At 43.5% G+C, this 13,673-nt stretch carries 14 protein-coding genes; 1 reads left to right on the forward strand and 13 read right to left on the reverse strand.

The features are described 5' to 3' along the window. Positions 1 to 33 precede the first annotated feature (33 nt). Together IGI88_RS03590 and IGI88_RS03595 are read right to left on the reverse strand one after the other, a co-directional pair. Positions 34 to 1,359, reverse strand: a complete 1,326-nt coding sequence (locus IGI88_RS03590) for an ABC transporter substrate-binding protein (RefSeq protein ID WP_008380593.1) — start codon at positions 1,357 to 1,359, stop codon at positions 34 to 36. After that, entirely contained in the window at positions 1,356 to 2,972 is a 1,617-nt protein-coding gene (locus tag IGI88_RS03595; RefSeq protein WP_008380592.1) for a glycoside hydrolase family 43 protein, read from the reverse strand. The genes IGI88_RS03590 and IGI88_RS03595 overlap by 4 nt, the downstream gene beginning before the upstream one ends. A gap of 266 nt (positions 2,973 to 3,238) precedes the next feature. On the opposite strand from IGI88_RS03595, the gene IGI88_RS03600 reads away from it, so the two are divergent. Further along, entirely contained in the window at positions 3,239 to 4,033 is a 795-nt protein-coding gene (locus tag IGI88_RS03600) for an AraC family transcriptional regulator (protein WP_008380589.1), read from the forward strand. Positions 4,034 to 4,295: 262 nt separating this feature from the next. Here the strand turns inward: IGI88_RS03600 and IGI88_RS03605 are convergent, their stop codons facing one another. The 11 genes from IGI88_RS03605 to gnd all read right to left on the reverse strand — a co-directional run bounded on the left by IGI88_RS03605 (position 4,296) and on the right by gnd (position 13,583). Then, positions 4,296 to 5,018, reverse strand: a complete 723-nt coding sequence (locus IGI88_RS03605; RefSeq protein ID WP_008380587.1) for an HAD family hydrolase — start codon at positions 5,016 to 5,018, stop codon at positions 4,296 to 4,298. A gap of 96 nt (positions 5,019 to 5,114) precedes the next feature. Next, on the reverse strand, positions 5,115 to 5,732 hold the full coding sequence (locus tag IGI88_RS03610; RefSeq protein WP_008380585.1) for a bifunctional 4-hydroxy-2-oxoglutarate aldolase/2-dehydro-3-deoxy-phosphogluconate aldolase: 618 nt from the start codon (positions 5,730 to 5,732) through the stop codon (positions 5,115 to 5,117). Further along, entirely contained in the window at positions 5,729 to 6,826 is a 1,098-nt protein-coding gene (uxuA, locus tag IGI88_RS03615; protein ID WP_005234052.1) for a mannonate dehydratase, read from the reverse strand. Before uxuA ends, IGI88_RS03610 begins: the two co-directional genes overlap by 4 nt. A gap of 20 nt (positions 6,827 to 6,846) precedes the next feature. After that, entirely contained in the window at positions 6,847 to 7,302 is a 456-nt protein-coding gene (locus IGI88_RS03620; protein ID WP_008380583.1) for a PTS sugar transporter subunit IIA, read from the reverse strand. 24 nt (positions 7,303 to 7,326) lie between these two features. Beyond that, positions 7,327 to 8,202: a hypothetical protein gene (locus IGI88_RS03625; RefSeq protein ID WP_008380581.1), complete on the reverse strand. Its 876-nt coding sequence runs from the start codon at positions 8,200 to 8,202 to the stop codon at positions 7,327 to 7,329. A gap of 102 nt (positions 8,203 to 8,304) precedes the next feature. Further along, positions 8,305 to 8,811: a PTS system mannose/fructose/N-acetylgalactosamine-transporter subunit IIB gene (locus IGI88_RS03630; RefSeq protein WP_005228434.1), complete on the reverse strand. Its 507-nt coding sequence runs from the start codon at positions 8,809 to 8,811 to the stop codon at positions 8,305 to 8,307. A gap of 18 nt (positions 8,812 to 8,829) precedes the next feature. Further along, positions 8,830 to 9,687 carry a PTS system mannose/fructose/sorbose family transporter subunit IID gene (locus IGI88_RS03635; RefSeq protein WP_008380577.1) on the reverse strand — a complete coding sequence of 286 codons (858 nt, stop codon included), beginning with the start codon at positions 9,685 to 9,687 and terminating at the stop codon, positions 8,830 to 8,832. Between the two features lie 19 nt (positions 9,688 to 9,706). Next, the gene (locus tag IGI88_RS03640; protein WP_008380575.1) at positions 9,707 to 10,540 is read right to left on the reverse strand and encodes a PTS mannose/fructose/sorbose/N-acetylgalactosamine transporter subunit IIC; all 834 of its coding nucleotides are present in this window, start codon (positions 10,538 to 10,540) and stop codon (positions 9,707 to 9,709) included. Positions 10,541 to 10,551: 11 nt separating this feature from the next. Continuing rightward, positions 10,552 to 11,655 (reverse strand): iron-containing alcohol dehydrogenase family protein, encoded by a 1,104-nt coding sequence (locus IGI88_RS03645; RefSeq protein WP_034872125.1) that lies wholly within the window; start codon positions 11,653 to 11,655, stop codon positions 10,552 to 10,554. Between the two features lie 15 nt (positions 11,656 to 11,670). Continuing rightward, positions 11,671 to 12,672, reverse strand: coding sequence for a D-isomer specific 2-hydroxyacid dehydrogenase family protein (locus IGI88_RS03650; protein ID WP_016612775.1), 1,002 nt, complete (start codon positions 12,670 to 12,672; stop codon positions 11,671 to 11,673). A gap of 11 nt (positions 12,673 to 12,683) precedes the next feature. After that, a complete protein-coding gene (gene gnd / locus IGI88_RS03655) occupies positions 12,684 to 13,583 on the reverse strand; it encodes a phosphogluconate dehydrogenase (NAD(+)-dependent, decarboxylating) (protein WP_008380568.1) in 900 nt (299 codons plus the stop codon). Positions 13,584 to 13,673 lie beyond the last annotated feature (90 nt).

Here is a 13,673-nt window from a genome sequence, read left to right on the forward strand (position 1 = left end):
CGACCCCGTCTTCGGTGCCGGTTTCAACAACACCTAATCTACTTGAACATCTGGATAAGCATTGACGACCGCATCTTTAAAGTTTTGGATCGCCGTTTCCTGATCCACTTCACCTTTTGAATATGGTGTCAAACAACTATCCGTAAAGAGGGTTTCAATCGTCTGGTCATACTCGGTCAGAATTTTCGCGTTGATGTCTTGAACCATATCGGCAAATTCTGCATAGTGGTTTTGACCGCCTAAAAATTCCTCTTCATATTCGCCTTTAATTTCTTCAACGACTCGCTCATTTGATACAAAATCACCGGTATCTTCGGCCCATTGTTTTAAAAATGCTTGATCTGTGGTCAAGTAAGCCACCAATTGCGCAGCTTCTTCTTGCATCTCAGAATTTGCCGTAGCACCGATCCATGTGCCGCCCCAGAACCACGACGAAGGTCCTTGGATCATGCGCCAGTCGCCTTCTGTTGAGCTGGAGTTATCGGCAGCTGTCGCATTTGGTTTTAACCAATAGTGCAGCCCCCATGTCGGCAAACTATAACCGAATACATTGTCGCCATTCATTCCAGCAAACCAAGCTTCTGACTGTCCTTCTGTATCTTGTGTCAGGCCTTCTTCTACAAATTTTCGTGATACATCCAACAAGTCATACAAACTGTCGTCGATCACTAATTTGCCGTCTTCAACCCAGCCATGTTCGCGTTGACCATAAAAAGGCTTCGCCAAATCTTGGACACTAGAGATCATATAGGTGGTTCCACCACTTTTTTCTTTGACTGCTTTGGCTTGCTCATAGAACTTGTCATAGTCTGACAAGGCCGCTTGCGCAGCCGCTGGATCATCGATTCCTAGCAGCTCTTCTGCCATCGATGCCCGGTAATAAAACCCGCCAGGAGCAGCTTGCCAAGCCAAGGCATGAAGAACCCCGTCTTTTGAAGTCCCTACGTCTTTGACATATTGATACGTATCTGCTGAGGCTTCATCAAGCCCCAGTGAACCAAGGTCTGCCATCATGCCTGATTCCACATATTTTTTGACAAAGGCAGATTCTAAAGCAATCACATCTGGTGCATCTTTGGAACCGAGAATCGGATCGAGCTTGGTCTCGAATTGGTCAGAAGGAATCTCCACGATCCGAATGTCATAGGCCAAGTCGTCATGCGCCGGCAAATAGTAATCATTGATCATCGTTGATAATTCTGAAGTAAAGGTCCAAACCACGAGTTCATCCTTGCCACTACTTCCCGTTGCGCTATTATCTGAGCTGCTGTTTCCAGAACCATTCCCGCAGCCACTAAGCATAAAAGCTGCTAAGCCCGCCAATGACACTGTTTGTAAGACCCGTTTCCAATTTTTCATCTTTCTTCCTCCTCGATTTTTTGATAGTCAAATGAATCAAAATCAGCCGCCAAACGATTGCCGGTCGTATCAATCGCAAACATCCCTACAAAAGCCCCTGTAAAGAACCCACCGTAATGTTCTGCTACATAGTCGTCAGACAATTGCAAGCTGTCAAATAGCTGATCGATGACCTGCCACTCTTTTTGATCAAACGAGTACGCGTATTGATAGTGGGCATAATTAACGATCGTTTTGAAGTAGACTGTTTGTACATCGGCTGGTATCACAACTTCTGGTGCTTTTTGACTCTTCAGTTGGCCCTTTTCGCTTGTCAATACAGTGATGATTCTGCCTTTCGTCTCATCATGAGTGATGTAGATCGCCGACCAGTTTTGTGTATTGTAGTAATTCGTCATGCCTGCTAACTGTAGAAACGAGTTCGGTGAAAATTCGACGGCAGTCGTTGCTTCGAAACGAAAATCGCTCCATCTTCTTGCCACCAGTGCTTGATGGAACAAGGAATTGAACGACTCTCGCCCATACAAGCGCAAGTACCCTGGTCGTGCGGTCAAACTACCGATTTCCTCAGAAAAAGGAATCCGCAAGGTTTGAAACACTGGTGCCAACGACGCCTCTTCAAAATCATCAAAGCCTGATTCTGTTTCCCACGGATGTTCGGGCAGCTGTGGCTGTGGGACTTCCTCTTTTGGAAAGTTTCCGCCTGTGATATACGGCCAATCATTTTCCCAATAAACAGACTGGATCGCTGTTTCTCGTCCGAGCGGGCAATAGCCGCGATTTTCTAAGAGGGGCGTTTCTGGATACTTCAGCGCTCGCCCTGTTAAGTGAACAAAATACCATTCATCGGTCTGCGTTTTCACAAATGAACCATGGCCAGCTTTTTGTAGCAGGATCTCTGGCTGTCCCCAGGAACTGATCAGAGGGTTTTGAGGATGAACTTCATAAGGCCCTTCGATGTGCGTCCCACGAGCGATGGTACTTGCATGTTCAAACTTGGTGCCGCCTTCTGCCGTCAATAAATAATAATAGCCGTTCACTTTATACATAACCGGTGCTTCCGTCAATTTGCGCTCTGTTCCTTTGAAGATGATTTTGGGCTGCCCCACCAATTTCTTGGCTTGCCAATCAAACTCTTGGAGAGCGATCCCATAAAAGGAATGGTTTGTCGGACGATAATCCCAAACCATGTTCAAAAAATATTTTTTGCCGTCGTCGTCATGAAATAACGAGGGATCGAAACCAGAAGAATTCATATAGATTGGTTCTGACCAATCCCCATCAATGGTCTCACAGGTGATCAAATAATTGTTCACATCTTTCCAACTATTAGATTGTGTTTTGACATCTGAATAAATCAACCAAAAACGACCATCACTGTAACTTAAGTTTGGCGCCCAAACACCCCCAGAATCTGGGTTTCCCAGCATATTCAACTGACTGACACGATTGACTGGTGTACTGATCAAGCGCCAGTTCTTCAAATCCTTCGAATGGAAGATGCGCACACCTGGAAACCATTCAAAGGTCGACGTAGCAATGTAATAATCTTCTCCTGCACGACAAATACTCGGGTCTGGATGAAAGCCTGTTAGTATCGGATTGGTAATCAAAAAAATTTCCTCCTCTTTCCCTTTTTGGCATTTTGTGATTCAACTGAGTGTCAGTAGGAATGAGCTTCATCCAGTTAGTAAGTTTTCTTCACTAATATACCTAACAAAAAAAAGAAACTTGCTGCTGCAGCTCATTTTAAAAATATTCACTAATCATTGTTCTATTTACTTTCTTCAGCTGAACTGTCATAATTATAAAATGAAATCGCTATCATTCACAGGACGATTTCCACACATCGATAGACAAAAAATGGAGGATAGATCGCGTGACTATTTTAGAAGAATACCATTTCGGCGAATACCTAGGCGTTTCCAGTTACCATCCCTACTCGCTTAATTACATGGAACATTTTCATCGTTCCTTTGAATTGCTTTTTTGTAGTGACGGCGAAGCGGTTGTCAAAATCGAAGAAAGTCCCTATGTCCTTACAACTGGCCAAGTGTTATTAGTCATGCCTTACCAGACCCATGCCATCGAAACCCCTAAGGAATCACAACTGCATATTCTGGTTTTTTCGCCGGAGTTTATTCCAGATTTTTATGCCAAAACCAAAGATTTCGCTTTGTCAGATCCCGTTATCACCATTGATTCGTCTGTCGCAAATCAGCTGTATTATCCTTTATTTGAAACGGATTCCCTCTATTTACGAAAATCGGCACTGTATCAAGTCCTTTACCTTTTTGAGCACCAAACGACTTTACTACCAGCCAAAAACCAAGAGGATATCCTGATCCAGCTGCTTGCCTATATCGAGTCACACTTCAAAGAAGAGCTGACGCTCGAAAAACTAAGCAGCAGTATCGGTTATAGTAGCGTCTACGTTTCCAGAATGATCACTGAGAAATTGAAAAGCACCTTTCCTCGGCTTTTGAATCAAGCAAGAATTCGCCATGCCTCTTTTTTGCTGACTCATAGTCTCTTGCCGATTACGGAAGTAGCAGAACAGGCTGGCTTTCAAAATGTGCGAACCTTCAATCGAAATTTCAAAGCTTTGACCTCACTGACTCCGAAAGAATACCGCTTAACACACAATGCTCATTTTTCGTTGCTGAAGGAATAGCGCAAAAAAGCAGCTTCACTTACCTATAAAGTGAGCTGCTACAATCTTACTCGTTTTTCTAGTCAGCCTTTTGCCACGTTCCCAGAAAGTAGTGAAAAACATTCTAACTCTCCCCTTCTTCATAGAGAAATGAGCAGGAAAAGACCAATTGCCAAAATGAACCTTTGTTGTTTTACCGATTCCGCAACGCTATGCCTGATTTATAGCACCGTATGTTCTTGCTTAATGCCGTTTGCTTTATCGAAGCTTCTTGGAACATCGATCAAGGCCAAGAAAAATGATTCACGACTAGCCAGTCTCTGACTTCCGTCAGATCAGAAAAAGTTTTCACCTGTGCAGCTACTTCTTGCTCAAGTTTTGGCTGTTTAAGCAAAGGATACTTCCCATTTTTCTTGACTGGCAAAATACTCAAATCATCCGCAATCAGAAAAGCTGGGATCTTGGCTTGTTTTGCGGCTCTTATGCCGGCTAGAGAATCTTCTAATACCAAGGCTGCTTCAGGCTTTACGCCTAATTGTTGGCATGCTGTCAGAAAGATTTCTGGATCAGGTTTGCCCTTTCGCACTTGATCCCCAGAAACCACCGTATCAAACCAATCTGGCATCTGTTCCATTTCAAAATACGCCTTGATTTTTTCTTTCGACGAAGAGGACGCCACGGCTATCAAGCAATCTTGTTTTTTTAATGCTTCCAATAGTTCAAGAAGGCCGGGCTTTTTGAACACCCGCTTTTCTTCAGCTAAAATCACTTCTTTCTGACGATTCATCGCTTCTCGCCACCGATCCGTTGGTACCGTACTGCCATAAAGTTCCTGCATCCCTTTACGAATATCTGCTTCCGTTCTGCCAGTCAGGTAATAATAAACATCTTGGCAAACTTCAAAATCATACTCCTCCGCGGCTCTTAAATAGGCGCGGTAAACTAACCGACCTGTTTCAAACATCAAACCGTCCATATCAAAAATCACCAGTTTTATCTTCTCCATCCTATGGCCTCCTTTGCTTTTCTGCGAATAAAAAAGCAATGGTACCAAAATCCTTTGGCACCCATTGCTTCATCTTGTTTATTTACAGCTGACTGCTCAACTTAGCAATGATTTTACATGCGCCAAATGGCTGTCAGCCTTTTCCCGCCCTTCTTTTACTAGCGCTTCTGACAGAATGAAGGAGCCGCCAACCGCTAATACTTGCGGATCAGATAAATAGTCTTGAACATTTTCGAGAGTGATCCCACCAGTTGGGACAAATCGAATATCGTAAAACGGACCGCTGAGGGCTTTGATTGCCGGTAAGCCCCCGTAGATATCCGCAGGGAAAAATTTCACAACTGATAAGCCATAATCCGTTGCCCGTTGAATGTCATTTGGGGTAGCTGTCCCTGGAAACACTGGAATGTTTTCGGCAAGACAAAATTCCACCACATCAGGTACAAGAGCAGGGGAAACAATAAAGCGCGCCCCTTTCTCAACTGCTGCTTTTGCTTGTTCTAAGGTGCGGACCGTGCCTGCGCCTACGATCAATTTGCCCGATTGAGAGAGTTTTTCAATCGCTTCTAAAGCAAGGGCACTGCGGAAGGTCACTTCAATAAAATACAGTTCATGCTCAATCAGCAGTGATTCTACTACTGGCAAATAGGTAAGGTCTGTTGCCGTGTAAAGGGGCAACACCCTTGTTTTTGCCAATTGTTCATAGAGTGTCATACACTCTCTCCTCCCTTCGTTCCCCTCGATTGCATTTGCTCTTTCAAGACGGCTTCATGAAGCCCTTGAAGATAACTGATACCAATCGCGCGATCATACAGACCATAGCCTGGCATCGCCACTTCCCCCCAGATCGTCCGCCCGTGATCAGGACGGATGACACCATCAAAACCGACCTCAACCAAGGCTTTCATAATGGCATACATATCTAACGATCCTTCAGTGGAAAGATGGGCAGATTCTTTAAATTTGCGTTCCCCCATAAACAACACATTGCGAAAATGAACAAAGTTGATGCGGCCTTTTAAGCCATGAACGATCTCCACCATGTCGTTTTCTGGATCGGCACCTAACGAACCGGTGCACAACGTCACCCCATTATAAGGCGAATCCACGATGGCCATGATTTTTTTCAAGTCCTCTAAATTTTTGGTGATCCGTGGCAAACCAAAAATTTCCCAAGGTGGATCGTCCGGATGGATCGCCATTTTCACATCTACTTCTTCACACACAGGAATGATCCGCTTTAAGAAATAGCTTAAGTTATCAAAGAGGATCTCTTGAGTGACCCCTTCATAAGTTGCCATCAAACGCTGGAACTTTTTCAGTCGTTCTTCTTCCCAGCCTGGCAATTTAAAGCCTTTTGATTGGCTATGGATTAGCGTATACATCTCACTAGGTTCCATATCATCCACAACGGCTTGATCATAGAGCAAGGAGAAGCTGCCATCCTCGTTTTGATAAAATAGGTTTGTTTTTGCCCAGCCGAAGATCGGTTTGAAGCTATAGCAGATCATATGTACATCACAAGCTGCTAAATTCCGAATCGTTTGAATATATTGATCGATGTAGTGATCCCGTTCCTCTGTTCCAGCTTTGATCGCATCGTGGATCGCGACACTCTCAATCCCTAATAGCGAAAGATGCTCTTTTTCAATTGATGCTTTTAGTGCGTTGATTTCGGAAATCTCCCAGACATCTCCGGGCATTTTATTCAGAAGTGTTCCTACAATGCCGTGCATTCCTGGAATTTGTCGAATATTCGTTAACGGGATCGTATCCCCTTCCCCGTACCATCGAAACCCCCATTGCATTTGCTGTCACCCTTTCGTTTTTAAAAATCATCGTCCTCATCAGTTTCTTCGCTACTATCACCTGCTGAAGAATTGTGCCAAATCGCTACACTGTTTTCTCCTTGCTGGATCACTGCTGCCACCGCCTGTTCAATCGGTGTCGCCAAAAATTGATGATTGATTGCTTCTAATACCATCGGTAGATTCACTCCGCCGATCACATACGTCTTTTCCTGAAGTGGTTCATCTAATTGATTGATCGTTACAACCGACTGATTGTAGGGACTGGCACTCAATAGATCAGCAAACACCACGACACCGTCCCCTTGATCTGTTTCATGGATTGCTTCATGGATTTTGTTTCCCAGAAGTTGAATATCCTCTCCGTGGTTCAAATTAACGACCGCAATATTTTCGACACTGCCCATGATCACCTCTGCGGCATCTTTAAAACCAGTACTCAGCTGTCCGTGAGTTGCCAATACGATTCCTAACAAATGTTGTTCCTCCTTTTTCGCTTCCTAACCAAATAACGCAAGGACTTTTTGCATATTCCTACTATTCAGCTCTTTTTGCTTTAATTGTTTTTTAGGCAACACATACGTCTGATCCTGTTGCTTTTCTGCACAAAACAGATAGTTGATGCTGCCCATTGCTTCACTACTGTGTTCGATTGACAACTGCTGGAGTTGCCCTTCATTGAATTGCTTGCCGATCGCTCGAATCGGAGCATCGGCACCAATAGAATCTAAATAATAAATCTTCGCATTCGGCCTTACTGAATCACGTAACACTTCCAACCCGCGTTCTCCGTAACTTCCTTCATCAAGAAATGCGAAGGCCGTCGTTGTTTGACTGTTTTGACTGATTAGGGACAGCAGCGCTAAGATAGAGGAGGTATTGCGGGTTAGATTTTGCTGAAATCCTGCCCCGCGGCTTACGCGATTTAATAGCAGAAAATAAATACCGACCCCTGAAGCAAAAAGCGCTGTTTGCCAAGACAATAAGGGAAATCTCCCTGAGGCAAAGTGGATATAAAGCCAGGTACCTAACAACCCTAAAAGAATCATCACTGCTGAAGCAGTCAGAATAAATTGATTTGTTTTACGGCCTTGCTCCTGCCGATCAAAAAAATGGTAATCGCCGAAATGCTCTGGCGGTGTATCATAATATGTGCAGATGATCCGTTTTGCTTTGGTCAGATCACCAACATACAAATTGCGTGAGGCGTTTTTTTTCGTGTGATCATACTCGATCACCTGAAGGTCTTTGCGAAATGGAATGATATCCGCGATGAGTGCCTTCAAAAATCTTTGTTTGCTTTTATCCGTTGATCGCGACCGATAGACATATCGATAACGAAAAAGCCAATCACGAAATGCTTCTGTTTGATTCATGGCGGATTCTCCTATTCACAAATTACTGACAAGGAAGGAGGAACTCTATTTTTATAAGACCCTCCGCCTTCCTCTTCAACAGATGACGAACGCGCTCAATGATTACAAATTGAACTGCTTCAACACATCTTTAAGGGTTGATTTCGGTGCAGAAGGTGTTGCTTGAAAATAGATTGATTCCACACCGTACGCTTCGTTCATTTCTTTGAGTTTTTGCGCATCAGCTTGATTTAAATAAACAGATTTTGTTACCAAGAGATCTTTCTCGGGATCTTTTTGGGCGATACCGCCTATGTTCAATTCTTTCATTGGCACGCCGTGTTTGACTAAGTCGTACATCACACTGACGGTTTTAGCGATCAAAATACAGTTGTAATCTTTGAAGTTGTATTCATCCCAGTAAAATTTGGCTTTTTCTGGTGTAACGACGATCGTTTTTTGCCCTGTGCGGCTACCGGCATTTTTGTATAATTCCCGCATGAACTTATCCTTAGCTACTACCTCATCCACTACAAAGATCGAGTTGACTCCGCTTTTTTGCGACAAGGTCATCATGACCTGCCCATGGATCAATCGTTCATCTACTCGTGCTAAATTTACTACACCCATTGTTGACACTTCCTTTTCTTATAAAATACCGACACCGGCTAAAATAATCAGAATCAAAGTCAGCCATAGCAATGCTTGCGTGACTTTTAATCCTTTCTTTGTATAGAACCAGTAGACGCCCATTACAACTGCTAACGGCAAGATCCCTGGTACAATCTGATCAAGGATATCTTGGATAATAAATTCTCGTCCAGAAATATCAAACTGCAGCGAAGAACTGACTTTGACATAGTTTCCAGCCAGAACCCCCATCATAAACAAACCGAGAACCGACAGTGTTTCAATGGCAGTTTGAACACCTGTACTCTGCATCAAGCCAGTTGCGTTGCGTCCCATTGAGAACGCTTGGCGGGCAAAAAACATTCCTAGAGAAACTTGATACAGTGCAAAGCAAATGAACGGAAACAACGCACCTAGCGGACTTCCTTGCTGTGCCCAAGGGACGGCAATCGCAATAAAGATATATTGAACGGTTCCTGAGTCGATGGCATCCCCGATTCCTGCTAAAGCACCCATCAAACCAGCTTTCGTGTTGTACATTAGATCATCCTGCATCAAGATCTCTTTTTTCTCATGCTCTTCCTCGGCTCGCTGTTGTTCCATTGATGACATCAGCCCAGTAATAACACCGCCACCCCAACTTAGCTGGGTATTGAAAAACAACAGTTGGCGTTTGTAGGCAGCTTTCAGTGCCTCATCGTCTTTGTAAAGTTTGCGCAAAATCGGCATCATGGCGTATAAAAGCGATGGTGATAAATACCGTTCAAACGAATGCGGGATCTCATTGGCGAAATGCCATCTTAGGTATGCTTTTGTGACATCTTTCTTCGTGATTTCTTCCGGTGCGCCTTGCGCTTTTTGAATTATTTCGGTCATTACTGCTCCTCCTTATCGATTAGAACCCGTCATCATAGTCATCGTCATCATCAAAGGATGGTGATGCTGTATTCGTTTCTGGGGCTGGGGCCAATTTTCCTTTTTGTGACTGAACAAAAATCAACGCGATCAAAATACCAAAAATCGCATAGGTGACCATGGTAATTTCCAGCGAACTGAAAACTACACTCATGAAATAGGCCAAGAAGAAAAAGACCATATAATCTTTTCGACCGATCACATAGACGGTAGTTGCAATCCCGATCGCTGCCAATCCGCCGCCGACTACTTCTAAAATATGGATAACGACTGTCCCCTCAAGAGCATTGATGACATCAGCAATCAGTGGAGCGCCTAAATAAAGTGCAATAAATACCAGCGGAACAAATAAAATAAATGAAGCCAGCGTTGGGTATAAAATTATTGAACGAGTCATTGCTTTGTCATTAAGATCTTCCACTGCTTTATCCGTATATTTTCCTAAGAAGGTATTGATAAAGAAACGGAACTGATATAAATAACTCCCAAGCAAACCAACAGGTACGGCAACAGCAATCGCTGCTTCTGGTTGCAGATTTCCTAGCAAAGCTACCGGTACGGCAATCGCCGCTGCAATCGAAGGTTCCGCCGGCATGGATCCGCCGGGAGAAAATACCCCCATGTAAATCATTTGTAAAGCGGCAGTGACGATCATGGCTTGAGGCACATTTCCCATCACCAGTCCGACAACTAATCCCGTCATCAACGGTGAAAAACGTAAAGTCAGTGTGGCGCCTCCGCCGAGCCAACGAGACATGACTGCTGCAACCCATAGCGCAATCAGTAAACTTTGTGTAACACTTAATGTATCCATTTTTCCTCCTCCTAAACTTCTTTCAAATAGTTTTCTAAATCAAGAACAGCTTCTTTCAAGCGTTCTTTGGTGATTAAGACTGGAATCAAGTGTACTTTTTCTTTTGAATCTATGAACTGCACCAACTGATCAATGACTTGTGCATCTTCAGGAAAAATACCCATTTGATGTAAACTCATTGGTAAGTGCAATTCTTGATAAAAGGGGATCAACTGATCGATGACCGTCCATTTTTCTTCAAGCGCTAATTGATAAAACATCCCATAGGCAACCTTTTCCCCGTGAAGAAAACGATGACTCTCAGGAAGATATTTACTGATGGCATCATGCATCGCATGCGCCGCTGCATTGCGGGCATATTTATCGCCTAGCCCGCCTACCATTCCAGCAACTGCAATAACGATCTCCGACAAATGACAAAAGGCGTCTGTCACTTCCTGCCGCTTCATATCTTCAATCGCTTGTTTCGATTGTGTCAAAATAGCTGTTTCGCATAATTTTGCTGTATAGCCTGCCATTTGCAAGAAAGGCTCATTTTTCAAATGTGGTTGGGCTAAGATTGCTTCCGATTCAATCCACTTTGCCAACGTATCTGCTAAACCGGCGATAAAGTAGGAGACTGGTGCATCGATCACTAACGTCGGATCGGTAATCAAAAAAGCAGCCTGTCTTAAATAGTGTTCCGACTTCCCTTCAGATTCTCCCGACTCTTTATACATGACAGACAAGGGTGTCCATGGTGCACAATTACTGGCCAATGTTGGGATCAGTCCAAAGGGTCGATTGACTACATGTGCTGCATATCCCACTAAGTCGGCTAACTTCCCGCCACCAACCCCCAGAATAAAATCGATCGCCAGTTCTTCAACAAGATCAGCAATCAGTCCAGCGCCATAATAGCTACATTCTCCTGTGTAGCGATGATAAAAAATTTCCAAATGCGCATCTTCTAAAAAGGGTAATTTTGGTTTCGCTTTTTCCCATGAAACCGTTCCATGTACGAGCAGCAGTCGTTTTACTTTGTACTCTTTTAATACTTCCGGCACATAGTCGATCGCGCCTTCATGGTAACGATAAACTTGCGGTCCAACCTTTACTTTTAAATCCGTTAGCACGAGCTTCACTCTCCTTTATACAGCCAAAAACCGACTTTCCGCTTGAACAGCACGGTCTGGCAGCAGTCCCTTAACGATTCGTTCAATATCCGTTACACATTTGTTTCCCATCTCTTCTAAGCATTCCATAGTATAAGCTGATGTATGCGGTGTCATAACTATATTTTCAAAAGCTAAATACGGATGATCTTTATGACCAGGCTCTTCCTCTAAGACATCGGTGGCAAGACCAGCGATTTTCCCACTTTTTAATCCGCTTACAATTGCCTCTTCATTCAAAAGTGCGCCACGGGCACTATTGGAGAGATACACTTGATCTTTCATTTTTGAAATTTCTTCAAAGGAAATCATATGATAATTTTCCTCCGTCAAGTTAGCACATAGACAAATAATATCTGATTTTGCTAGCAGCTCGTCTAGATCGACTTTTTTTCCGCCATAGCTTTGAATATGCAAAGCGGACTTATATGGATCGTATGCCAAAATCTCGCAGCGGAAACCATTTCTCAATATTTCTACTACACAACTTCCAGTATTGCCGACACCAATCACGCCTACTGTCTTGTTAAATAGTGCGCGTCCGACAAAGTTCGCTCGTTTTTCCCATTGATCTTCGCGGACTTTTGTATTCGATTCAACTGTACAGCGCAGAAGCGCCAATAGATTGGTCACATTATTTTCTGCTACTGCATCACGCTCGACCAAAGCTGGAATGATCGAAACAATCGTTTGGTGGTCCTTCGCTGCTTCTAAATCAATATTGTTATAGCCGATCCCGTGGCGTGTGATCAGTAGCAATTCATCTTTGTACTCAAAAAATTCTTTGGTAAAAAATGGGGTAACACTTGCTATAATGATGTTGTATCCCTTAAGCTTTTCTGCCAATTCTTTCCCGTTGATTTCGCTATCGAACGTGAAAGGACTGACAGTTCCGATTGCTTTCAACCGCTCGATATGTTGCGGAAAGATTTTTCCAAAGCTGCTGGAATTCACTATAGCGATCTTAAACTGTTCCATATTCTTCCTCCTTACTCTTTTGCAACAATCTCATGACCACCAAAACCATTCCTTAGCGCAGAGACGACTTTTGCTGAGAAACTGTCTTCTTCTTGGGACAAATTTCTCATAAACAAACTCATAGCGATCGTCGGTACAGCAACATTCATCTCCAAAGCCGTTTCCACTGTCCACCTAGCTTCACCAGAAGCTGCAACAACCCCGCGATATTCCTCCAACTTAGGGCTCTCATTAAATTGGGCCGCTGCGATTTCCATCAGCCAGCTGCGAATAACCGATCCATGATTCCATACCTCCGCGACGGAAGCCAAATCAAAGTTATAGGCACTTTGTTCAATCAATTGAAAGCCTTCACCGATCGCTTGCATCATTCCATATTCGATACCGTTATGGACCATCTTTAGAAAATGACCGCTTCCTGATTCCCCTGCGTAAAGGTAGCCTCCTAAAACAGCCACATCTGCAAACAAAGATTCCACCTCTAAAAAAGCGATCTCATTCCCGCCAATCATCAAACATGCATCTTTTCTAGCTCCGGAAACCCCACCAGAAGTCCCACAATCAAAGTAATGCACCTCTTTTTCTTTAAACCAGGCTGCTCGGCGAATCGAATCTTTGTAATTAGAATTTCCGCCTTCAATCACGATATCTTTCGCTGATACAAGGGTCCATAGTTCTTCAAGAACCCCCTCAGTCACCGTTCCCGCAGGAAGCATCAACCATAAAATCCGTCGGCCGCTAAAGGAATTCGTCAAATCAGCTAGCGTTTGATAGAGTGTGATTCCAGCTTCTTGCGCTGTTTTCTGCGCATGTACCGAAAGATCCAGCCCTTTTACTTGATAACCTTGATCTTTTAAATTGAGGGCTAAGTTCAATCCCATTTTTCCAAGTCCGATAATTCCTACCTCCATGATAGCGCCTCCATTCCATACTTCCATTATACAAAAAAATATTTTTTTGTAAACAATAAAAATAAAAATAATTTTTATTTGCTTTTTTTC

The sequence above is a fragment of the Enterococcus sp. AZ179 genome, assembly GCF_050498885.1.
Taxonomy (GTDB): Bacteria; Bacillota; Bacilli; order Lactobacillales; family Enterococcaceae; genus Enterococcus_D; species Enterococcus_D entomosocium.

Coding starts and splice junctions, on each gene's coding strand:
- IGI88_RS03610 (WP_008380585.1), bottom strand. CDS start 5,732: ATGACACTCTATGAACAATTGGCAAAAACAAGGGTGTTGCCCCTTTAC.
- IGI88_RS03635 (WP_008380577.1), bottom strand. CDS start 9,687: ATGACCGAAATAATTCAAAAAGCGCAAGGCGCACCGGAAGAAATCACG.
- IGI88_RS03590 (WP_008380593.1), bottom strand. CDS start 1,359: ATGAAAAATTGGAAACGGGTCTTACAAACAGTGTCATTGGCGGGCTTA.
- IGI88_RS03625 (WP_008380581.1), bottom strand. CDS start 8,202: ATGAATCAAACAGAAGCATTTCGTGATTGGCTTTTTCGTTATCGATAT.
- IGI88_RS03605 (WP_008380587.1), bottom strand. CDS start 5,018: ATGGAGAAGATAAAACTGGTGATTTTTGATATGGACGGTTTGATGTTT.
- IGI88_RS03650 (WP_016612775.1), bottom strand. CDS start 12,672: ATGGAACAGTTTAAGATCGCTATAGTGAATTCCAGCAGCTTTGGAAAA.
- IGI88_RS03630 (WP_005228434.1), bottom strand. CDS start 8,811: ATGGGTGTAGTAAATTTAGCACGAGTAGATGAACGATTGATCCATGGG.
- gnd (WP_008380568.1), bottom strand. CDS start 13,583: ATGGAGGTAGGAATTATCGGACTTGGAAAAATGGGATTGAACTTAGCC.
- uxuA (WP_005234052.1), bottom strand. CDS start 6,826: ATGCAATGGGGGTTTCGATGGTACGGGGAAGGGGATACGATCCCGTTA.
- IGI88_RS03640 (WP_008380575.1), bottom strand. CDS start 10,540: ATGGATACATTAAGTGTTACACAAAGTTTACTGATTGCGCTATGGGTT.